The 20,517-nt window shown below is 62.4% G+C and carries 18 protein-coding genes, 2 tRNA genes and 1 other annotated feature; of the genes, 12 read left to right on the top strand and 8 right to left on the bottom strand.

Annotation, left to right across the window (positions count from 1 at the left end; all coding sequences use genetic code 11):
• The first annotated feature begins 637 nt into the window (after window positions 1-637).
• A complete protein-coding gene (locus ISG32_RS08605) occupies window positions 638-1,597 on the top strand; it encodes a helix-turn-helix domain-containing protein (protein WP_194770607.1) in 960 nt (319 codons plus the stop codon).
• An 81-nt stretch (window positions 1,598-1,678) separates the two neighbouring features.
• Window positions 1,679-2,925, top strand: a protein-coding gene (locus ISG32_RS08600) for an IS3 family transposase (protein ID WP_194770606.1) whose coding sequence is annotated in 2 segments (ribosomal slippage) — window positions 1,679-1,958 and window positions 1,958-2,925 — 1,248 coding nt in all. Because the reading frame shifts where the segments join, the coding sequence is not laid out codon by codon here.
• Window positions 1,957-2,073: a sequence feature (AL1L pseudoknot), on the top strand. (Overlaps the previous gene by 117 nt.)
• Before the next feature lie 118 nt (window positions 2,926-3,043).
• On the opposite strand, the gene ISG32_RS08595 is transcribed toward ISG32_RS08600, so the two are convergent.
• Both ISG32_RS08595 and ISG32_RS08590 read right to left on the bottom strand, forming a co-directional pair.
• The gene (locus ISG32_RS08595; RefSeq protein WP_194770605.1) at window positions 3,044-3,472 is read right to left on the bottom strand and encodes a Fur family transcriptional regulator; all 429 of its coding nucleotides are present in this window, start codon (window positions 3,470-3,472) and stop codon (window positions 3,044-3,046) included.
• Between the two features lie 598 nt (window positions 3,473-4,070).
• The gene (locus tag ISG32_RS08590; protein ID WP_194770604.1) at window positions 4,071-4,406 is read right to left on the bottom strand and encodes a hypothetical protein; all 336 of its coding nucleotides are present in this window, start codon (window positions 4,404-4,406) and stop codon (window positions 4,071-4,073) included.
• Window positions 4,407-4,535: 129 nt separating this feature from the next.
• Here ISG32_RS08590 and ISG32_RS08585 point away from each other — a divergent pair, with 129 nt between their 5' ends.
• Window positions 4,536-5,291, top strand: coding sequence for an FTR1 family protein (locus tag ISG32_RS08585; protein ID WP_194770603.1), 756 nt, complete (start codon window positions 4,536-4,538; stop codon window positions 5,289-5,291).
• Window positions 5,292-5,295: 4 nt separating this feature from the next.
• On the opposite strand, the gene ISG32_RS08580 is transcribed toward ISG32_RS08585, so the two are convergent.
• Complete coding sequence (locus tag ISG32_RS08580; protein ID WP_194770602.1) at window positions 5,296-6,204, bottom strand: LysR family transcriptional regulator; 909 nt, start codon at window positions 6,202-6,204, stop codon at window positions 5,296-5,298.
• A 154-nt stretch (window positions 6,205-6,358) separates the two neighbouring features.
• Between ISG32_RS08580 and ISG32_RS08575 the strand changes: the two genes are divergently transcribed.
• Window positions 6,359-6,820, top strand: a complete 462-nt coding sequence (locus tag ISG32_RS08575; protein WP_194770601.1) for a (2Fe-2S)-binding protein — start codon at window positions 6,359-6,361, stop codon at window positions 6,818-6,820.
• A gap of 17 nt (window positions 6,821-6,837) precedes the next feature.
• Entirely contained in the window at window positions 6,838-9,105 is a 2,268-nt protein-coding gene (locus ISG32_RS08570) for a xanthine dehydrogenase family protein molybdopterin-binding subunit (RefSeq protein WP_194770600.1), read from the top strand.
• A gap of 218 nt (window positions 9,106-9,323) precedes the next feature.
• On the opposite strand, the gene ISG32_RS08565 is transcribed toward ISG32_RS08570, so the two are convergent.
• The 4 genes from ISG32_RS08565 to ISG32_RS08550 all read right to left on the bottom strand — a co-directional run bounded on the left by ISG32_RS08565 (window position 9,324) and on the right by ISG32_RS08550 (window position 12,246).
• Window positions 9,324-9,398, bottom strand: a tRNA-Val gene (locus ISG32_RS08565).
• Window positions 9,399-9,446: 48 nt separating this feature from the next.
• Window positions 9,447-9,521 (bottom strand) — tRNA-Val (locus ISG32_RS08560).
• Between the two features lie 96 nt (window positions 9,522-9,617).
• Window positions 9,618-9,848, bottom strand: a complete 231-nt coding sequence (locus ISG32_RS08555) for a hypothetical protein (protein WP_194770599.1) — start codon at window positions 9,846-9,848, stop codon at window positions 9,618-9,620.
• A gap of 265 nt (window positions 9,849-10,113) precedes the next feature.
• Window positions 10,114-12,246, bottom strand: a complete 2,133-nt coding sequence (locus ISG32_RS08550) for an oxidoreductase (RefSeq protein ID WP_194770598.1) — start codon at window positions 12,244-12,246, stop codon at window positions 10,114-10,116.
• Window positions 12,247-12,464: 218 nt separating this feature from the next.
• Here ISG32_RS08550 and ISG32_RS08545 point away from each other — a divergent pair, with 218 nt between their 5' ends.
• A complete protein-coding gene (locus tag ISG32_RS08545) occupies window positions 12,465-13,238 on the top strand; it encodes an SDR family oxidoreductase (protein WP_194770597.1) in 774 nt (257 codons plus the stop codon).
• A 576-nt stretch (window positions 13,239-13,814) separates the two neighbouring features.
• Here ISG32_RS08545 and ISG32_RS08540 read toward each other — a convergent pair.
• Window positions 13,815-14,600 carry an enoyl-CoA hydratase gene (locus tag ISG32_RS08540; protein WP_194770999.1) on the bottom strand — a complete coding sequence of 262 codons (786 nt, stop codon included), beginning with the start codon at window positions 14,598-14,600 and terminating at the stop codon, window positions 13,815-13,817.
• A 135-nt stretch (window positions 14,601-14,735) separates the two neighbouring features.
• On the opposite strand from ISG32_RS08540, the gene ISG32_RS08535 reads away from it, so the two are divergent.
• Genes ISG32_RS08535 through ISG32_RS08510 form a run of 6 tightly spaced genes read left to right on the top strand, consistent with a single transcriptional unit; the run spans window position 14,736 to window position 20,504 of the window.
• Window positions 14,736-15,533, top strand: coding sequence for an SDR family oxidoreductase (locus ISG32_RS08535; RefSeq protein ID WP_194770596.1), 798 nt, complete (start codon window positions 14,736-14,738; stop codon window positions 15,531-15,533).
• 23 nt (window positions 15,534-15,556) lie between these two features.
• The gene (locus tag ISG32_RS08530; protein ID WP_194770595.1) at window positions 15,557-16,516 is read left to right on the top strand and encodes a Zn-ribbon domain-containing OB-fold protein; all 960 of its coding nucleotides are present in this window, start codon (window positions 15,557-15,559) and stop codon (window positions 16,514-16,516) included.
• A 16-nt stretch (window positions 16,517-16,532) separates the two neighbouring features.
• Window positions 16,533-17,642, top strand: a complete 1,110-nt coding sequence (locus tag ISG32_RS08525) for an acyl-CoA dehydrogenase family protein (RefSeq protein ID WP_194770594.1) — start codon at window positions 16,533-16,535, stop codon at window positions 17,640-17,642.
• A gap of 33 nt (window positions 17,643-17,675) precedes the next feature.
• Window positions 17,676-18,095, top strand: a complete 420-nt coding sequence (locus ISG32_RS08520) for a MaoC family dehydratase (RefSeq protein WP_194770593.1) — start codon at window positions 17,676-17,678, stop codon at window positions 18,093-18,095.
• Between the two features lie 31 nt (window positions 18,096-18,126).
• A complete protein-coding gene (locus ISG32_RS08515; protein ID WP_228529718.1) occupies window positions 18,127-19,299 on the top strand; it encodes a lipid-transfer protein in 1,173 nt (390 codons plus the stop codon).
• A gap of 23 nt (window positions 19,300-19,322) precedes the next feature.
• Window positions 19,323-20,504 (top strand): acyl-CoA dehydrogenase family protein, encoded by a 1,182-nt coding sequence (locus tag ISG32_RS08510; protein ID WP_194770591.1) that lies wholly within the window; start codon window positions 19,323-19,325, stop codon window positions 20,502-20,504.
• Window positions 20,505-20,517: the final 13 nt, after the last annotated feature.

Raw genomic sequence — 20,517 nt, 5'->3', positions numbered from 1 at the left:
TGAGTTGTATTTATTTCTGTTGCGTAAAGTAACGGGAAAGCGGTATGTAAAGTTCGTTGACTGTTGCGTGGAGGATGCGGGGAGACGATGAAACTGCCGCGTTGGTGCGGGTCGTGGGGATGCGTCGTGAAAGGTGGCGGCGATGAGCCAGTTTGCGATTCTGGTTGAAGAGCGCTTTACGACAGGTGGACGCTAGATTCGATGGCGGCTTCGCCGCGCCGTTATCTTCTGCAAAGGCTTAGCACACAGAAATTCGGTCAGTCCCGAGCGCATTCGAGCGACTGCTGTCCTTCGGCCTTTGTGGCAGAACTCTCGCTGGTAGCCACTTACCACTCACTCACTTGCTCGACCCATGCTCGGACGACCGGGCGGTTAGAGAGTCGCTGCGGCCCTTCGCAAAGGACTGACGCTGGCAGAACATTTCGCCGCCGGAAGACCGCTGCGGAGGTCGCCAGAGTCGCGCAACCGATCCAACTTCGACATTCAGCATGCCAATTGAGTGACTAGCAGTCGTCGTTCGATTCATGGGCCGAAATGGCAAGTCGTCTCTCTGCACTGAACTGTTGCATGCTCTTAAGTATTCATGTACATTGTTAAGTAAATAATGTATTTAATTTACTTAAAAAATGGAGCCGGCATGAAATCATCTTCGCTCGTCGAACTCGCACTGTCTGCTCAAGGCTGCACTCAAAAGGAGCTTGCCCTTCGGTTGCGGGTTTCGCCGGCACAAATTAGCAAGTGGAAGAAAGGCGAGCACATTTCATATGAAATGAGCAATAAGTTGAGTGAACTGGCTGGCCTGCGCGATCTGGATCCGGACGTTGTCTTACTTGCTGGCTCCACAGAAGACGCTAAGAAATGGGTACAACTTATCCGCTACCTTGCTGAGCTCTCCGAATTCAGCGCGGAGACCGGCTACAACACGGCGCCATTGGTTGAAGATCTGGATGACGACAATTGCTGTCTGTTCTGGAACACCTTTCATGTGCTCCAAGAAATGGGAGTCAATATTCCTCGACCCTTTCCCAAAGAGTTGGAGACTTGTCTGGCCAATGACGATGATGAGCACGAAGCCATTTGGGGTAACGAGATAGCTTCGCTCATCTATGACATGTTTAAGTCACTCACAAACGTGTATGGATTTTACGCAGCGTTCGTGTCAGATTTGGTCTTCGACGAGGAGTTGGATCTTGCTGGCACCCCTGCTTGGGAACTTGATCATGCACTACTCAGTCTGGCCGCATCGAAGCTGGATCTGGACGAGGACAAATTTCCCGGCTTTCCACGTTTCAAGAACAAGGTTGAGCATGAGGTCGCTGGAATGGTCACGTATCTGAAGGAGCGTGCATTTCGAGCCAGTATCCCTTTGAGAGCCGAGCTGATGGATCTGGTTTTCGATTCCCACAACGAGTTGGGTCAGGCTGCGGAGGCGCATAGCTTTGGCATTGACCAAAGCCACCTTCATCCTGACATTTACATGAACGAGCTACTCACTGGCATTCGTGTGATTCATCAAGTGCTGCCGGCGATCATGAAAAAGCTCGGCATTGAAGACGAGTTCGAGCTTGATATTTCCGAACTCCGACTCGGTAGATAGCAGTTGAAAAGCCCCGCTATTTCTGGCGAGGTGAACAGCCCCGGGTTTTGAGGATGCTCCAACACGAGAGAAGATGGAGCTATGAACAAGTCACCGAAGTTCTCCCCGGAAGTGCGCGAACGCGCAGTCCGCCTGGTGCAGGAGTGCCGCTCCAGCTATTCATCGTTATGGGCGGCCTGTGAATCCATTGCGCCCAAGATTGGTTGCAGCGTCACCACGTTGAACAGTTGGGTCCAGCGTGTTGAGATTGACGCAGGACAGCGTCCTGGCTTGACCACAGATGAGCGTGAACATCTCAGGCAACTCGAGCGCGAAGTCAAGGAGCTGCGTCGGGCCAACGACATTCTGAAGGCTGCGAGCGCTTTTTTCGCCCAGGCGGAGCTCGACCGTCGCATCAAGAGTTGATTGACTTCGTCGACAGGTATCGAGGTGCCTATGGGGTCGAGCCAATTTGCAGGCTGCTGCAGATTGCCCCGTCGGGCTACAGGTGCAGGGTTCAGCAAAGAGCCTGCCCCTGGCTGCGCTGCAAGCGCAGCCAATCCGATGCCGAGCACTGTAGCGATATTCAACGTGTCTGGCATGCCAATTGGCAGGTCTACGGGGTCGTCAAAGTCTGCAAGCAGATGCACCGAGAGGGCTTGCCAATTGCCCGCTGTACCGTGCAACGCCTGATGCGAAGGCTTGGGCTGCAAGGAGCGCGCAGAGGCAAGAAGTTCCGAACCACTCTGCCCGATGCAGCCCGGCCATGTCCACTGGACTTGGTCAATCGCCAGTTCAAAGCACAGCGCCCAGACCAGCTTTGGGTGTCTGACTTCACCTATGTCTCGACATGGCAAGGCCAGATGTTTGTGGCTTTTGTGATTGACGTCTATGCCCGCCGGATTGTGGGTTGGCGAGTCAGCAACCACATGCGGACCGATTTTGTGATGGATGCATTGGAGCAAGCGCTGCACGCAAGACAGCCGCAGCAAGAGTCCCGACTGATTCACCACTCGGACAGAGGTAGTCAATACGTTTCAGTGCGCTATACCGAGCGTTTGGCAGAAGCGGGGCTCATGCCATCTGTAGGCAGCACAGGTGATTCCTACGATAACGCCCTGGCGGAGACTATCAACGGCTTGTACAAAACGGAGGTCATCTACAAACGTGGGCCGTGGAAAACGCGTGAATCACTGGAGCTGGCAACGCTGCAGTGGCTGCATTGGTTTAACCACACCAGACTACTGGAGCCCATAGGGCATATACCGCCGGCAGAAGCTGGGGCAAACTACTGGCGGCAGCGAGCTGCAAAACCTGTGCAGGCTGACGCCTGTACTTCAACAATCTAGCCTCCACCAAACTCGGTGTGATTCATTAAGCGACCGCGTGGCTTGTGTTGTCAATTGCCGAGTTTAAGACGAATACGCGTAGGTGAACCGGCAAAAAAGTGGTGAATCCACGCTTCCGTCAATCTCCGGCCTGCACCACCAGCGACTTCCCCCGCCAATCCATCCCTTGCTGTTGTGCCAGCCGGTTGAGATGTTCATGTAGTGCAGGGTCCACCACTGGCCGCAGCTTGCCTCTCGGCCCTTGCCGGAAATAGATCTTGCCCGACTCTGCGAAGGCATCGGTCAGATAGACGCGCCGTCCTGCCGCGTCCTGCGAGCGGACGAGCAGGCCCAGTGACTCCAGCTCGGTGATCGTGCGGTAGACGGTGCTGATGGCGGCGGGGAAGCCTCGGGCGGGGAGGGCGTCGAGCAGTTGTTCGGCGCCTATGCCTGCGGGCTCCATCGACGCGACGATCTGGTAGACCGCGATGCGGGGGATGGTGGGGCGCATGCCTGCGTTGCGCAGGCTCTGGATCACGGCTGTCGTCGCGGCTGAGCTCATGTCCATCTTTTCGGATGGGGTGGATGGGCTCGCAGCGTTTGTTGACTCCAGCGGGGCGGGGCCCGTGTCTTCGGGCTGCGCGCTGAGTGAGATGCGGGCGAAGCGGACGGGCTTGCGGAGGGGCGTCGCCGATTGGATTCTGCGCTGCATCACCATCACTCCTTGTGACCCATTGAAGTCATGTCACCGATCCATACCTGTGCGCGATGAATCGGATTGGCGCGCGGTGCTTTTCGCGGCGTGGCTGGGGATGTCTCGGTTCGGTTCATGTCGCAAGGATTCGGGTGAAAGCGCGCTTGTTCGCCGAGTGTTTTGTCACTCGGAAAATAAAAACAATTCGCAATTGCGATTATGGAGAATCAAGTAGTACTGTCAAGTGCTACTGAGGTGCGAAGCGAGGACGTCGCAGACTAGCGTTGGGCTGCCGATTCATCAATGTAGAAGATATGTGGAATACAGAAAGGTCGGCTGTGACGAGCCCATTGCCAATCAGTGGTAGCCAGTGGTACTACTGGTCGAAGTGTTGGGCGGTTTTCTTCGCATCATGCGTTTCCCGTGACGCATGAAACTGGCGCGCCCCAAGCGAGGGCAGCCGCGAAGCGCCTCAGGGAGGCGTTGTCTTGTTCACTCGGGCGCTGCGCACGCCGCTGATCTGGCCGCGCACGACCTTCCAGAAATTCTGTGTGCCATCCACGAGGCGCCAGGCGTTGGAGCGGTGGGCGAGCACGCCTACTTCGGGCAGTACGTCGCGCAGGCTTTTGAGGCCGAGGATCTTGAGGTACTTGCGGATGGTGTTGGGGCTGTGGATCAGCAGCATCACGCGCCAGCCGTAGTGCCGGCCCAGCATCAGCATGCCGATGGCGCTTTCGAGCTCGTCGAGGTCGCCGTTGAATTCGTCCACGGCGCGGTCGACGATGGCCAGCAGGTCTTTTTCGTTCATGACGCGCGCAGCTTGGCTTCGGATGCCGTATGTAAAGAGGAAGAAATTTTCATGCGCCGCGTGGGATCGACCGCCGTCGGTGTAGTGATAATGAGAAGCATTATTCTAGTTCTTGCTGCAGAGGGGCCCGTGTTTGATTCGTTTGTCGTTGTTTTGCGTGAGCTCGCCGAGCTCATTCTGATCATCTATGCGCTGGTGGCGGCGCTGCGTGCGGGTCAGGGCGAGCGGCTGATTCCGTGGGTGACGGCCGGCACGCTGGCTGGGTTGGGACTTGCGGCCGTGCTGTGCAGTTGGCTGCTGTCGGATGCGGTCGATCCGCAGTGGACCGCAGGGCTCACGCTGGTGCTTGCGCTCGGCGTGATCGTGATGGTCTGCACGCTGCTGGCGACGGCGCACGCGATTGAGGAGCGGGTGCGGGGCTTCGTCGAGCGCTACTCGGGTCTGGTGGTCGCGCCGTTGGTCGTGCTGGTCTTTGCGCTGATCGCCGCGCTGCGCGAGGGCCTGGAAGCCGGGCTGTTTCTGCGCATGGTGGTCCGCAGGGGCGATGCGTCCGAAGCGCTGGTTGGCGCGCTGCTGGCCATCGCCTGCGCGGTGCTGCTGACGGGGGCGTCACGCCGCATCGGCGTGCGCGTGGGAGCGCTTGCCGCGTTCCGCGCGTCGGCGTTGCTGCTGTCGTTGCTGGCGATCCAGATGGTGCTCGGCGCGATTCAGGAAGTGCTGCACGCGCCCGGCGCAGATCCGGCGCTCGGTCAGGCGCTTGCGCCCATCTTGCCCGAGGGCGCCTGGTATGCGTGGACCTGTACCGCGCTGATGCTGATCCCGTTGCTGTACCTGCTCAAGGGCTGGTGGTCGGGTGCGGCGCGTGCGGGCGCTGGATGGCGGTGATGGTCTAGGCGCTGTCCGGCACGCGTCGCAGCAGAAAATCCAGAAACACCCGCGTCTTCATCGGCAGATGCGTGCGATGCGGGTAGTACGCGTAAAAGCCCGGGAAGCTTGAGCGGTAAGGAATCAGCACCTCCACCAGTTCGCCGCTCGTGAGCGCGGGCAGCAGTGACTCGCGCCAGCCGATGAGCAGGCCCAGGCCGTCCCGGGCCGCTTGCAGCGCGGTGCCCCAGTGGTTGACGGTGAGCGGCCCATGCACCGCGCGTTCCGTGAGTTTTCCGTCGATGACGAACTCCCATTTGTAGATGCCGCCGCTGCTGCTCATGCGGTAGTTGATGCACTGGTGGTGCCGCGCGAGCTCGTCGGGGTGCTGCGGGGTTCCGCGGGCTCTGAGGTAGGCGGGCGAGGCGGCGCAGCTCATGACCATCTCGTCGGTGAGCCGCACGGCGACCATGTCGCCTTCGAGCGATTCGCCGTTGCGGATGCCCAGGTCGAAGCCATCGCGCACGATGTCGACGAAGCCGTCGTCATAGACCAGCTCGAGATGGATGTGCGGATGCAGCGCGAAGAACTCGGCCAGCATGGGCTCCACCAGCACGCGACCGGCGGGGTGGGAGATGGTCAGGCGCAGTGTGCCGCCCTCGACTCCGGCGCTGAACTGGAGGTCTTCGGTCGCCTCGCGCAGATGGGCAAGGGCCGGGGTGACGCGCTCCAGATACTCGCGGCCCGCCTCGGTGAGGTTCACGCTGCGGGTGGTGCGGTCGAACAGTCGCACTTTGAGGCGGGTTTCCAGCTTCTTGATGGTCTGGGACAGCGCTGCGGGCGTGACGCCGAGCGCGTGCGCGGCGTAGGTCAGGCTGCGGTGCTGCGCTACCTGCTCGAAGGCAGCCAATGAGGCGAGGATTTCGGGCTTCATGGTGGCGATTGTTAAGCAGAACTTAATAACTTAGATAGATTGCGTGGCTTTTTCTTTGGCTTGGGCTGTTGCACACTGCTTGCGGCCCATGCTTTGCATGGCGCGCGCGAGAATGCGTGCAAGAACAACACCACCACCACGATTGAACCGCTCCATGACCGTCAAATTCACCCTCAACGGCAAGCCGACATCGGTCGATGTCGATCCCGCGACCCCCATTCTCTGGACGCTGCGCGACTCGCTCGGCATGACCGGCACCAAGTTCGGCTGCGGCATGGCGCTGTGCGGCGCGTGCACCGTGCACCTGAACGGCCAGGCCATCCGCTCGTGCATCACGCCGGTGTCGGCGGCCGAGGGCCAGAAGATCACCACCATCGAGGCGCAGGCCGCAGACAAGGTGGGCAAGGCCGTCGAGGACGCCTGGGTGCGCAACGACGTGGCGCAGTGCGGCTACTGCCAGAGCGGCCAGATCATGAGCGCCACCGCGTTGCTCCAGAGCAACCGCGCGCCGAGCGATGCGGACATCGACGCCGCGATGGCGGGCAACATCTGCCGCTGCGGTACCTATGTGCGCATTCGCGCGGCGATCCACGACGCCGCGAAGACGCTGGCCTGAACGGACGGAGAACCCACATGCACATTCCCCAACACGTTCTTGCCGACATGCCGCAGGGTCTGCGTTCGCTGGCCGTTGAGGCCACTCCTTCTGCTGAAAGCGCGGGCCTGGAGCGCCGCAGCTTTCTCAAGCTCGCCACGGCCTCGGGCTTCGCGCTGGGCGCGTTTCCCATGGCCGCGCTGGCCAAGGGCGAGGGCGATGCACCCGTCGCCGCCAATGCGCTGAAGCCGACGCAGCAACCCGCCGCATTCGTGAAGATTGACCGTGACGGCATCGTCACCGTCACCATCAACCGGCTCGATTTCGGGCAGGGTGTGCAGACCGGCCTGCCGATGGTGCTCGCCGAGGAGCTAGACGCCGACTGGTCCAAGGTGCGCAGCGTGCATGGCAATGCCGATCCTGCGTATGCCGATCCGTTCATGGGTTTTCACCTCACGGGCGGCTCCACCTCGATCAAGAATTCGTACACGCAATACCGCGAGCTCGGTGCCCGCACCCGCGCCATGCTGGTGGCGGCCGCCGCCAAGCGCTGGGGCGTGGATGCGCAGTCGCTGCGCACGCAGGCCGGTCAGGTGATCGGTCCGCGCGGCAAGAAGCTCGGCTACGGTGAGTTGGCCGATGCGGCGATGGCGCTGCCCGTGCCGCAGCAGGTGGTGCTCAAGGACGCCAAGGATTTCCGCATCATCGGCAAGGCCACGGGCCGCATTGACGCGCGCGCCAAGTCGAGCGGCAACCAGGCCTACGGCATCGACATGCAACTGCCCGGCATGCTCACTGCCGTGGTGCTGCACCCGCCGGTCTACGGCAGCAAGGTGCTGTCGGTGGATGGTGCCGCGGCCAAGGCCATCAAGGGTGTGCGCGCCGTGCTGCGCGTGCCGAGCGTGCTGGGGGGCGAGGTGGTCGCCGTGGTGGCCAATGGTTACTGGGCGGCCAAGCAGGGGCGTGAGGCGCTGAAGGTCGAATGGGACAGCGCGTCCGTCGGCAAGGTGGACTCGACCCAGCAGCTTGCGCAATACCGCGAGCTGGCGAAGAAGCCCGGCGCGATCAAGTTCGATGCCGATGTTTCCAAACTCGGTGGCGCGGCGCGGAAGATCAGCGCGGAATACGTGTTCCCGTATCTCGCCCACACGCCGATGGAGCCGCTGAACTGCACCGTGCGCATCACCGGCACGGGCGCCAATGCCAAGGCCGAGCTGTGGCTGGGCACGCAGGCACCAGGCTGGGAGGTGGCGACGGCGGCGCGCGTGCTCGGTCTGCAGCCGCAGAATGTGCGCGTCAACGTGCAGATGGCCGGTGGCGGCTTCGGCCGCCGCGCCACGCCGTCAAGCGACTACGTGGCCGAGGCCTGCCACATCGCCATGGCTACGCGTGCGGCGGGCATCGATGCGCCGGTGCGCCTGATCTGGAGCCGCGAAGACGATGTGAAAGGCGGCTACTACCGTCCCATGCATGTGCACCGCGCCGAGATCGGGCTTGATGAGAAGGGGCAGGTCGTCGCGTGGGATCACGTGATCGTCGGCCAGTCGCTTGCCAAAGGTACGGCTTTCGAAGGCTTCATGGTCAAGGACGGCGTGGACACTACCACGGTCGAAGGTATGAAGGCCCCCTACGACGTGCCGATGCGCCTGTCGGCGCACCACCCGGTGCTCAACGCGCCAGTGCTCTGGTGGCGCAGCGTGGGCTCCACCCACACGGCCTACGTGATGGAGACGCTGATCGACGAGATCGCCCGCGCGGCCAAGCAGGACCCGGTCGAGTTCCGCCTGAGCCAGTTCGGCGACAAGCATCCGCGCCACACGGCAGCGCTGCAACTGGCGGTCGAGAAATCGGGCTACGGCAAGCGCCAGCTCGAGGCCGGCCGTGCTTGGGGTGTGGCGGTGCATGAGTCGTTCGACTCGATCGTCGCCTATGTCGTCGAGGCCTCGGTGAAGGACGGCAGTCCCAAGCTGCACAAGGTGACCGCAGGCGTGCACTGCAACCTCGCCGTCAATCCGCGCGGCGTGGAAGCGCAGGTGCAGGGCGGGGCGCTGATGGGCCTTGGCATGTGCATTCCCGGCGCGGCCATCACCTTCAAGGACGGCCAGGTCGAGCAGAGCAACTTCGGCGACTACGTCGTTCCGCGCCTGACCGACATGCCCGAGATCGCCGTGCACATCGTGCCCAGCGCCGACGCTCCCACCGGCATGGGCGAGCCGGGCGTGCCGCCGCTCGCACCCGCGTTCGCGAACGCGATTGCACAGATCACCGGCAAGGTGCCGCGCGAACTGCCGTTCAAGCTGTCGTGACCTGAAAACCAAGGCCATTGCGCAACCTCTTCTGGCGAAGGAGGGGGCTGCGCTTTGTCGCCCCGGTCGATGGGGCCGCGCGGAAATTCGCTGAACATGGGCATCCTCGTTTATCTGCAACCGATTTCTCTGTCGGAGCCAGACTCTGTGAAGTTGCGTCGCGAAAATTCTTGATGCAAAAAAGCCTTCCAAATCAAAGACTTGGAAGGCTTGCTTGTTGGTGGGCGATACATGGATCGAACATGTGACCCCTGCCGTGTGAAGGCAGTGCTCTACCGCTGAGCTAATCGCCCGATGCCGCAATCTGCAACTCTGAAGAGCGCCGATCGGGACAACGAAAATGGTGGGTGATACATGGATCGAACATGTGACCCCTGCCGTGTGAAGGCAGTGCTCTACCGCTGAGCTAATCACCCGTTTAGCGCTGCGTCGTTTGCGCTAAGCCATCGATTATAGCGCATGTATTTCGCATGAAAAATCAAACGGGGAAATTTTTCGTTGGCGCATCGGATTCAATGCTGAGGCACCGAGGACCGCAGTCGCGCGCGCTCATGTTTGACCATCAACTCCACATAGCGCTCGGGATTGATCCAGCGCTCCTGTGTGAGATAGGTGTCGTGAAAGCGTTTGAATTCCCAGCTCTCCTCGAAGCTCAGCCCGATGAAGACCAGACGGCCGAAGCAGTCGTGCTCGAGGGCGCCGATGTCACCGAAGTAGGCCAGTTCATCCTTGGTCAAATCCATAGTGTCAAAGTCGCTGTGCCGATGGGTTGCGGCGCAGCGGGACGAAGTGTCGCGCAAGCCGGGCTGGATGCATGATTGTTATCTAATTGTCAATTAAAGATGGGCGATTATCGGATCGGGTGCGTGAAAAATTTGGGCTTGGAGGGTGATTCCGGTTCATGGAACGAGTGCTCGGGCCGCGTGTGCGGATGAGCGGAGTTGGCATGACAAAGGCCTGCATGAAGCAGGCCTTGAGGGGAATGGGCGCAGTGGGTGCTGCTGATGATCAGACCGTCGCGCCAGCAAGGTTGCCCGAGTGCATGGCGCCTTCGATATACCCGACGGCGCTGCTGTCACCCAGTTGGCGCACTGGCACCTTGGTGAGCGCGGCAATCGCTTCGGCCACGCTGGCGTCTGGTTGGGCACCAAGCGCGATGATGACCGAGTCGGCTGGCGTGTTCTGCTCGGCACCGGACTTGTCCGTCCAGATCACTTCCTTTTTGGTGATGCGCTGGACTTGTGCGAGCAACTGCAGTTTGCCGTGCGCCTTCACCGCTTCGACCACGCGCCAGCGGCGCACGATGGACAGTTCGGTGCCGGGATGCGTGCCAGGTTCGAGCACGGTGACCTCGCGGCCGCGGTCGAGGAGGAATTCGGCCAGCTCAAGTCCCACGAGGCCGCCGCCGATGATGGTCACCCGTTTGCCGAGCGGCATCCACAACTTGGAGAGGCCCTGTATGGCATTTTTGCTGTCGGTCACGCCGAGCATGCCGCCGGCCTTGAACAGCGCGCGCTCGGTCAGGCTCAGCTTGGCCTTGGCGATCTCTTCCGCGCGGTCGCCGGTCATCAGGCGGCGCAGCTCGTCGCCGCTCCACACATGGTTCTGCTCTGCGCCTTCGATGGCTGGCGCTGCGCGCATGGCACCGGTGCCGACGAAGATCTCGTCGGGCTGGAGCACATCGATCAGCGCGGCATCGACCGTGGTGCTCAGTCGCACATCAATGTTAGGGTGCTCCATCTGGCGGGCCAGATAGTCGAGCAGACGGCCGTTCTCGGGGTAGGCGAGGGCCGCGAAGAACAGAGTGCCGCCAAGGCGGTCGCTGCGCTCGACCAGCGTTACGCGGTGACCCCGCAGCGCGGCCACGCGCGCAGCCTCCATGCCGGAGGGGCCGCCGCCGACCACGAGCACGTGGCGTGGCTTGGCCGCGAACTGGATCGGCGCTTCGGTTTCGCGACCCACGCGCGCATTGACTGCACACTTGATGCCGTGATTGATGAAGATCTCGCTCACGCAGGCATAGCAGTAGATGCACGGGCGCACGTCCTGGGCCGCGTTGGCGGAGAGCTTGTTGGCCAGCTCGGATTCGGCCAGCAGTTTTCGGCCCATGGCGACGAAGTCGATCTCGCCCTTGTTCACCGCGTCGGTGGCGTCGTCGATCTCCCAGCGACCGGCGGAGATGATCGGCAGCTTCACCGCCTTCTTGTACTGCGCGGCGAAGTTGCGATACGCGTTCTGCTTCTGCGGGATCGGCGCATCGGTGAAGGCCGAGCCGGTGGGCATGCGCGCGTAGGCCGACACGCTGATCGCATCGACCACACCGAGCTCCTCGCAGAGCTTGGCGGTCTTGATGGCCTCGTCCATGGTGATGCCGCCCGGCGTGTGCATCTCTTCGGCATCAAGGCGCACCCAGACAGCGAAGTCAGGCCCCACGCGACGGCGCACTTCGGTCAGCACCTCGCGCAGCAGGCGCGTGCGGTTCTCCCAGCTGCCGCCGTATTCGTCGGTGCGGCTGTTGAAGAACGGCGAAAGAAAGTTCGCGATCATGTAGTTGTGCGCGCAATGCACTTCAACCCCGTCGAAACCGGCCTTCTGCGCGCGCACGGCGGCGGCGGCGAACCACTCGATCATCTGCGCGATGTCCGCATGGTCCATCACGCGATAGCGTTCGGGGTGCGGGCCCACACCGATGAAGGTCGAGAACTCCTTGGGCGTGATGGTGCGCATCGACTCGGCCACCGGCGCGGCGGGCGGCAGCGACGACACCCACATCTCACGTCCGCAGCTGCGGTCGTAGGCGGCGACCTTGCCGCTGTGGTTGATCTGAATGCCGATCTTGCCGCCGTGTGCATGCACGCGGCGCGCGACCTCGGCCAGACCCGGAATGAAATCATCGTTGGAGATGCCCAGCTGGTGCGGCTCGCTCGTGCCGCTGGGCCATGAAATCGCCGTCGTCCCCATGATGACCAGCCCGGTGCCACCGGCCGCGCGCTCTTCGTAGAATGCCTGCGTGCGCTCTCCGCAGATGCCGTCGCTGCCGCCGAAGTTCTCCCCCATGGGCGCCATGACGATGCGGTTTTTCAGTTCCATTGAACCGATGCGACCGGGTTGCAGAAGGGATGCGTGAGGGTTGTTGCTCATCGGGTTGTCGTCCTTGCTTGGCTTGTTTGTTTGACTGTCTGTTGTGCGTTCGACTGGCTGTCCGGCTGAGGTGACCTGATCGCAGCGCAGTGTAGAGAGCGTCACCATAAATTTCCACCGGGGTAACTACATCGTCCGTTTGTAGGTGGTCGCGACTGGCGGCTTGGGTTTTGATGTGCGCTATACAGTCATCAGTACCCATCAGGAAACTTCGAAACATGCCAACCACCATCATGAGCGGCTGCGCCACCGGCATCGGCGCGGCAGCCCGCAAGGCGCTGGAAGCCGCCGGCCACAAGGTCATCGGCATCGACATCCGCGACGCGGAAATCATCGCCGACCTCTCCACGCAAGAAGGCCGCAAACAAGCCATCGACGCCGCGCTGACCGCCTGCCGTGGCGTGCTCGACGGTCTGGTGCTCTGCGCAGGTCTGGGCACCCACGTGCGTCCCGCCGGCAAGATTGCCTCGGTCAACTATTTCGGCGCGGTCGAATTGCTCGATGGCCTGTTCCCCGCGTTGAAAAAAGGCCAGTCACCCGCAGCCGTGGTGATCTCCTCGGTAGCGTCCGCTCACCTGCCATGGGACAAGAACCCCCTGGCCTCCGCTTTTGAAAACGGCGACGACGCGATGGCCCAGGCCATCGTCAACGGCGCGGGCGAGCAGGGCGGTAATTTGGCCTACGCGGGCAGCAAAAACGGCCTGACCGTCGCCATCCGCAAGCGTGCCGTACCTTGGGGCAAGGACGGCGTGCGCCTGAACTCGGTGGCTCCGGGCGCGACCGAAACTCCGCTGCTCCAAGCCAGTGCCCAGGACCCGCGTTTCGCCAAGTCCATTGCCGAATTCCTGCCTCCCATGGGGCGGCGTGCTGATCCAGCGGAAATGGCTTCGGTCATTGCTTTCCTCATGAGCCCTGGTGCCAGCTACGTCCATGGTGCGCAGATTTGCGTGGATGGGGGGATTGATGCGCAGATGCGGCCTACGCAGTTCTGATGCTGATGAACACGGGGGCTTCTCAGCTGGCTGCTGGGGTGTTTTGAGGGCGGAGGCCGGGAGTTCCGCCCGGCGGCGGAGTCACCTTTTGCTTGCGCGCAAAAGGTAACCCAAAACGCGCTCTAAATACCCGCGGCAGAACTCGCTTTGCGCTGCGCGCGCCGCTCGGACAACCGCCGCGAGCTGGATATTTCATAAGAGGTGTATTCGGCACTTCGCTGCGCTCGTGCCGTGCAGTTTTTGATTTGCTCGTTGGGTCAACCTCGCTCAAAAGCGCAGCGGGCCTTTGCGCCCCAACCCCACTCTGCAAACTCCCCGGCACAAGCGAAGCGACGTGCCGCAAATTCCTCTTGGTGAAACACTGACTCGCGGCGGTTGCCCGAACGGAGCGACGCAGTCGCGCAGTGAGTTCTGCCGCGTGACCCCGAATTCGAAAGCGCGTTTTTGATTACTTTTTGCGCGCAAGCAAAAAGTGATTGCCCCGCCGGGGGCAGTCCCGGCCTCCGTAAGCAACCCCGCGGCAGCAGCAGAAAAACTAGCCCAATCCCACGAGCAAGCGGCGGATGAGATGCAAGACTACCGCCCCTCAAACCGAGGAACCCGCTTCTCAATAAAAGCACTCATCCCTTCCTTTTGATCGCTAGTAGCGAACAAAAGCTGATTCGCCTTCCGCTCCAACATCAAGGCAGCATCCAGCGAAGCGTCCATCCCCGCAATCACCACCTCCTTGATCTGCTCCACAGCCAAAGGCGGCATGGCAGCAATCTGCCGCGCCATCTTCAGCGCCTCCGACTGCACCTGATCATCCTCGCAGACCATGCTCACCAGTCCCATCAACTGCGCATCCTCGGCACAGATCGGCCGTCCGGTCAGCAGAATGCGCATCGCGTTGAACTTCCCCACCGCCCGCACCAGCCGCTGCGTGCCGCCGATGCCCGGCATGATGCCGATGCGGATCTCGGGCTGAGCGAAGCTTGCTCCCTTGCCCGCGATGATGATGTCGCAATGCATGGCCAGCTCCGCGCCGCCACCGAAGGCATAGCCGCACACGGCGGCGATGATGGGTTTGGGGCAGCGCTCGATCGGAGCCCACACGCGTTCGGTGTGGCGCTTCATGATCTCGATGGGGCCGCAGTCGTCCATGCTCTTGATGTCGCCTCCGGCGGCGAACACCTGATCACCGCCGGTCAGCACGATGCAGCGGACGCGCTCGTCGGTGCTCAGTTGCTGGAACGTTCGCGACAGTGCCGCCTGCAGGGAAAGACTCAGAGCATTGGTTGCCTGAGGACGGTGCAGGCGCACTACGGCGACGCCATCACCGATGAGTTCGGTGAGCAATTCGCTCTCGGTGGCGGGGTGCAAAGGCTCGACGTCGGGGGCTTGCAAAACGGTGTCTCCAAAGGCTTGTTTTGAGGCCTATCGTCGTTTGCACCTAGTCCATGGGCATCGTCCTTTTGGACGTATCTGCAGTGCGTTGGCAAATCTAAATTGTCATCCATGCAATCAAACAACGAATTTCAGCAACGCGTCGTTCTGGTGACGGGTGGAACCAAGGGCATCGGTCGGGGCATTGCAGAGACTTACCTCGAAGCCGGTGCCGTGGTCGTGGTCTGCGGACGTCAGGCACCAGATCAGTTGCCGGGCTTCGCGGATCGCAAGGCCGAGTTCATCGCCTGCGATGTGCGCGAGGCTCAGGCGGTGAAGGATCTCGTCGATCAGGTCGTGCAGCGCCACGGTCGTCTCGATGTGCTGATCAACAACGCGGGCGGTGCTCCGGCCGTGGATGCGGCGACGGTGTCGCCGCGTTTTCATGAGGGCGTGCTGCGCCTGAATCTGTTTTCCACCTTGCATGCCTCGCAAGCCGCGAACGCGGTGATGCAGCAGCAGGAAGAGGGCGGCGTGATTGTCTGCATCGGCAGCATCAGCGCGCTGCGTCCATCACCCGGAACGGCGGCTTATGGCGCGGCCAAGGCGGCAGTGCTGAGTCTGGTGAGTTCGCTTGCGGTGGAGTGGGCGCCCAAGGTGCGCGTGGTCGCGGTGAGTCCGGGCCTGGTGCGCACCGAGCAATCGCATCTGCATTTTGGTGACGAAGCCGGCATTGCCTCGGTCGCGCAGACGATACCCGCAGCTCGTCTGGCCGATCCGCGTGACATCGCTGAGGCCTGTCTCTACGTGTCCTCGCCGCGCGCTTCCTACATGAGCGGGACGAATCTGCTGCTGCACGGCGGCGGCGAGCGGCCCGCGTTTCTGGGCGCAGCCAACGCGGAGCACAAGGCACTGCAACAACCCAATTGATGACGAATTCAAAGGAGACAATCTTGGCAGATCAAGACTGGATGACAGAGGTCCGCTCCCTGGTGGGCAAGAAGTATGGACGCGTCTACGCGTGGGACAAGGTCAATGCGCCGATGATCCGTCAGTGGTGCGAGATCATGGGCGTTGCCGTGCGCACGGACGATGACGGCAAGGTCATTGCGCCTCCCGGCATGCTGCAGGTCTGGTGCATGGAAGGCCCGGTGCAGAACAACTATCCGCCGGGGTCGACCAAGGAAAATCCGTACGAAGTGGTCAAGCTGCTCGACGCGCAGGGCTTTGCCTCGACGGTGGCGGTGAACTCCGAACTCACGTTCGACCGCGACGTGCTCGAGGGCGAGGACCTGTACTACACCACGCGCCTCGACAGCGTGGGTGACGAGAAGACCACGGCGCTGGGCACCGGCTATTTCGTCACGCTGGTCATGGACTACTTCTCCATCGGCGCGTTGAAGGGCGATGACGAACATGTGGGTCAGCTGCTGTTTCGCGTGTTCAAGTTCCGTCCAGTCAACACGCAGAAACCCGCTGCGGCGGCAGACGGCAAGCCTGCGGGCATCCCAAAGATCAAGCGTTCCGAACCCGGCGTCAGCGACGATAACCGCTTCTTCTGGGACGGCGTCAAGCAAGGCAAGTTGCTGATTCAGCACTGCAAGACCTGCGGCGAACTCAACCACCCGCCAGGCCCCGTGTGCCCGCACTGCCAGTCGTTCGATCTGGATGCGGTGCAGGCCAGCGGCAAGGGCGAGGTCTACTCCTATGTCGTCATGCACTACCCCGAAGTGCCGCCGTTCGACCACCCGAACCCCATCGGTCTGATCGAGCTTGAAGAGGGCACGCGCCTGATCGCGCAGCTTGTCGGCATCAAGCCGCAGGACGTGAAGATCGGCCAGAAGGTGCAGGTGGAATTCAACACCTTCAACGATGGCGAGATGACGTTGCCGCAGTTCCGCGTCGTGGCCTGAGCCGAGGAGCAAGAACATGGATTTCCAACTCTCGCAAGACCAGCGCGCATTTGCGGACATGGCGCAGAGCCTGTTCGCCGACTACTGCAACGATGACAAGCTGCGCGAGCACGACATCAGCGGCCAGCCCTACATGCAGTCGCTGTGGCAGCAGTGCGTGACCGCCGGGCTGCACAGCATTCTGATTCCCGAATCAGCCGGAGGCCTTGGTCTTGGCATGACCGAACTGCTCGCCGTGCTCGTTCAGCAGGGGCGTGCGCTTGCGCAGGTGCCGCTGTGGCAGGTGCAAGTGGCTGCGGACACGCTCGCCAAGGTGCAAGGCAACGCGGCGGCCGAACAGGCGGTGCAGGCCGCGATGGCGGGTGAGCTGATCAGCGTGTCGCTTGAAAGCCTGACGTGCTCGCACGGCGCGCAGTTGCGCCTCGAAGGCGGCAAGGTCTACGGCAAGCTGCATGCGGTGGCATTGGGCGCGCAGGCCAAGTACCTGCTCGCGGTGGCCAAGGCGGCTGACGGCAATCGGCTGGTGCTGGTCGATCTGGCGGCGGCCGGTGTGCAGAAGGTAGCCGGCATGCGCGAGGACTACTACGGCGTGGCCGATCTGGCGCTGTTTGACGCGCCCGCGCTCGTCACGCTGGACGAAGCTGCTGTGCGCTCGTTGAGCGAGTATGCCGTCGCCAGCACGGCTGCGCTTCAACAGGGCGTGACGCAGGCGCAGCTCGAACGCACGGTGGCCTATGTCAGCGAGCGCAAGCAGTTTGATCGTCCGATCGGCTCGTTCCAGCTGGTGGCGGGGCAGATGGCCGATGGCTACATCCTCATGCAGGCCCAGCGCAGCGCGTTGAGCCAGCTGGTATGGCGCCTTGATGAGCAACTGCCGAGCGCGCCGCAAGCCCATGCGCTGCGCGCGCAGTCCAACGAGCTTGGGCTCAAGGTGGGCCGCGTGGCGCAGCACGTGCATGGCGGCATGGGGGTCGACGTGACCTATCCGATGCACCGCTTCATGTTCTGGTGCCGCGCGCTGGCCGTTGAGGTCGGCAGCGGCGAGCACCACCTCGAAGCCCTCGGTCAATGGCTGGCCGACAACGACACCCTTGGCTGGAAGTACGACCTTCCCGAAGCCTGCTGATGAGCCGCGAACAGGCGAACAGGAATTGACAACATGACCGCAACCACACACCCCAGCTTTGAATCGGTGCACACCGGCGACGAACTGCCATCGGTGACCGTGCCGATCACCGTGCCCCTGATCGCGGGCGGCGCCATCGCCACGCGCGACTACTTTCCCGGCCACCACGATCTGGAGGCTGCGTGCCAGCTCGGCTCGTCACACATCTTCATGAACATCCTGACCACCAATGGTCTGGTGCAGAGCTACGTCGAAGGCTGGGCGGGCCCCAGGGCGCGTCTGATGGATCTGAAGATCAAGCTCGGCGCGCCGAACTATCCCGGCGACAGCATGAAGTTCACTGCCTCGGTGACCGCCAAGAACGACGACAAGCGCAGCGTGCAGATCACGCTCAAGGGCACGAACTCCATGGGATCGCATGTGAGCGGCACCGTGCAAGTGGCGTTTGCCTGAAACGATTCGCAGGAGACTTCCAGTGACTGACATGAACATTTCCGGACGTGCCGCGATTGCGGGTCTGGGCGCCACAGAATTTTCGAAAAACTCCGGTCGCACCGAGCTGCGTCTGGCGATGGAGGCCACGCTGGCCGCGCTGGCCGATGCAGGCATCGACCCCAAGGATGTGGACGGCTTTTCGTCCTACTCCGTGGACAAGGTGCCCGAGTACGAGATCGCCCGACTGCTCGGCGCACGCACGGTGAACTTCTTCTCGCAGGTGCCGCACGGCGGCGGCGCGGCATGCGCGCCCATCCTGCACGCGGCCATGGCCGTGGCTACGGGCGTCTGCAAGACCGTGGTGGTGTACCGCGCGATGAACGAGCGCAGCTGGTACCGCTTCGGCTCGGGCAGCTACGGCTTCGGCAGCACACCATTTTTCGACAACGTGAACTACGGCTGGTACATGCCGCACGGCTTCCACACGCCAGCGTCGTGGGTCGGCATGTTCGCGCGCCGCTACATGCACACCTATGGCGCGACCAGCGAAGATTTCGGCCGCGTGGCCGTGGCCGTGCGCGACTTTGCGGCCACCAACCCGGCAGCATTCTTCTACGGCAAGCCGATCACGCTCGAAGAGCATCAGGCCAGCCGCTGGATCTGCGAGCCGCTGCATCTGCTGGACTGCTGCCAGGAGTCCGACGGGGCGGTTGCCATGGTGATCACATCGAGCGAGCGCGCGCGTGACCTCAAGGCCAAGCCCGTGTTCATCAAGGCTGCGGCCCAGGGCGTGACCGAAGGCCAGCAGAGCATGACTTCGTTCTATCGCAAGGAGATCACCGGCCTGCCCGAGATGGGCCACGTCGCCAAGCAACTGTGGACGCAAAGCGGTTTGACGCCCAAGGACGTGCAGAGCGCGATTCTGTACGACCACTTCTCGCCGTTCGTGCTGCCGCAGCTTGAAGAATTCGGTTTTGTGCCGCGAGGCGAGGCCAAGGATTTCATCCGCGCTGGCGAACATGCGCGCGGCGGTTCGCTGCCGATCAACACCAACGGCGGCCAGCTCGGTGAGGCCTACATCCACGGCATGAACGGCATTGCCGAGGCGGTGCGTCAGGTGCGCGGTACGGCGGTGAACCAGGTGAAGAACGTGCACAACATGGTCGTCACCGCGGGCACGGGCGTGCCCACCAGCGGCCTGATTCTGGGCGACGAAGCCTGATCGCAGGGCAAGGAGAACACCGGATGATGATCGACCTGACCCCCGAACAGCACGCGCTGCGCCTGAAGGTGCGCGACTACTTCCAGGCGCTGATGACACCGGAACTCAAGGCCCGCATGCGCGGCGCCGAAAGCGGCGACGAGTACCGCACCGTGATCCGCCAGATGGGCCGCGACGGCTGGCTGGCCATCGGCTGGCCCAAGGAGTATGGCGGCCAGGGCCTCTCGGCCACCGAGCAGCTGATCTTCTTTGAAGAGGCCAACATCGCGGGCGCACCGCTGCCCTTCGTGACCATCAGCACCGTCGGCCCCGCGCTGATGGAGCACGGCACGGAAGCGCAGAAGCAGGAATTTCTGCCAGGCATGGCGACCGGCGACATCATCTTCGCCATCGGCTATTCAGAGCCCGGAGCGGGCTCTGACCTCGCGATGCTCAAGACGCAAGCACAGCTGCAGGGCGACGTGCAGACGGGGCACTTTGTCGTCAACGGCCAGAAGCTCTGGACCTCGGGCGTCGAGTCGGCCGACTACATCTGGCTGGCCGCACGCACTGACCAGAGCCTCGCGCGCCACAAGGGCGTGTCGATCATGGTGGTGGACACGCGCGATCCGGGCTTCTCGCACACGCTGATCCAGACCGTGGGCAATTTCACGGCGGCCACGTATTTCGACAACGTGCAGGTGCCCGCGCATCGCCTGATCGGCCAGCTCAACGGCGGCTGGAAGCTGATCACCGCGCAGCTCAACCACGAGCGACTGGGCCTCGGCTCCTGGTCCGACAAGGTGTTCGCGCCATTCACCAAGGTGCTGCAGTGGGCCAAGGCCAAGGACGAGCAGGGCCGTCGGGCGGTCGATCAGCCATGGGTGCGCCGCAGTCTCGCCGAGTGCTACACGCGTCTGGAGTCGATGCGTCTCATCAACTTCCGCATCGCCGCCGATCTGGAAGCGGGCGCGATGGATGTGGGCCTCGCATCGACCACCAAGGTCTACGGATCGGAGGGCATGGTCGAGATCCTGCACCGCCTGATGGACATCGTGGGCAGCAGCGCGCTGGTGCGTGGCGGCTCGGCCGCGTCGTTCCTGATGGGCGAGCTGGAGTACGAGCTGCGGGCCGCGACCATCAACACCTTTGGCGGCGGAACGAACGAGATCCAGCGCGAGCTGATTGCCCAGTTCGGTCTGGGCATGCCGCGCCCGGTGCGTTGATGGATGCAAGCGA

Origin of the sequence: Diaphorobacter caeni (assembly GCF_015354245.1) — a bacterium.
Taxonomy (GTDB): domain Bacteria; phylum Pseudomonadota; class Gammaproteobacteria; order Burkholderiales; family Burkholderiaceae_C; genus Diaphorobacter_A; species Diaphorobacter_A caeni.
This window is presented reverse-complemented; position numbering and strand designations above follow the sequence as displayed.

Excerpts from the sequence above, each read along its gene's own strand:
- ISG32_RS08605 (WP_194770607.1), top strand. The coding sequence starts at position 638 with ATGAAATCATCTTCGCTCGTCGAACTCGCACTGTCTGCTCAAGGCTGC.
- ISG32_RS08595 (WP_194770605.1), bottom strand. The coding sequence starts at position 3,472 with ATGGACATGAGCTCAGCCGCGACGACAGCCGTGATCCAGAGCCTGCGC.
- ISG32_RS08590 (WP_194770604.1), bottom strand. The coding sequence starts at position 4,406 with ATGAACGAAAAAGACCTGCTGGCCATCGTCGACCGCGCCGTGGACGAA.
- ISG32_RS08580 (WP_194770602.1), bottom strand. The coding sequence starts at position 6,204 with ATGAAGCCCGAAATCCTCGCCTCATTGGCTGCCTTCGAGCAGGTAGCG.
- ISG32_RS08575 (WP_194770601.1), top strand. The coding sequence starts at position 6,359 with ATGACCGTCAAATTCACCCTCAACGGCAAGCCGACATCGGTCGATGTC.
- ISG32_RS08570 (WP_194770600.1), top strand. The coding sequence starts at position 6,838 with ATGCACATTCCCCAACACGTTCTTGCCGACATGCCGCAGGGTCTGCGT.
- ISG32_RS08555 (WP_194770599.1), bottom strand. The coding sequence starts at position 9,848 with ATGGATTTGACCAAGGATGAACTGGCCTACTTCGGTGACATCGGCGCC.
- ISG32_RS08550 (WP_194770598.1), bottom strand. The coding sequence starts at position 12,246 with ATGAGCAACAACCCTCACGCATCCCTTCTGCAACCCGGTCGCATCGGT.
- ISG32_RS08545 (WP_194770597.1), top strand. The coding sequence starts at position 12,465 with ATGCCAACCACCATCATGAGCGGCTGCGCCACCGGCATCGGCGCGGCA.
- ISG32_RS08535 (WP_194770596.1), top strand. The coding sequence starts at position 14,736 with ATGCAATCAAACAACGAATTTCAGCAACGCGTCGTTCTGGTGACGGGT.
- ISG32_RS08525 (WP_194770594.1), top strand. The coding sequence starts at position 16,533 with ATGGATTTCCAACTCTCGCAAGACCAGCGCGCATTTGCGGACATGGCG.
- ISG32_RS08520 (WP_194770593.1), top strand. The coding sequence starts at position 17,676 with ATGACCGCAACCACACACCCCAGCTTTGAATCGGTGCACACCGGCGAC.
- ISG32_RS08515 (WP_228529718.1), top strand. The coding sequence starts at position 18,127 with ATGAACATTTCCGGACGTGCCGCGATTGCGGGTCTGGGCGCCACAGAA.
- ISG32_RS08510 (WP_194770591.1), top strand. The coding sequence starts at position 19,323 with ATGATGATCGACCTGACCCCCGAACAGCACGCGCTGCGCCTGAAGGTG.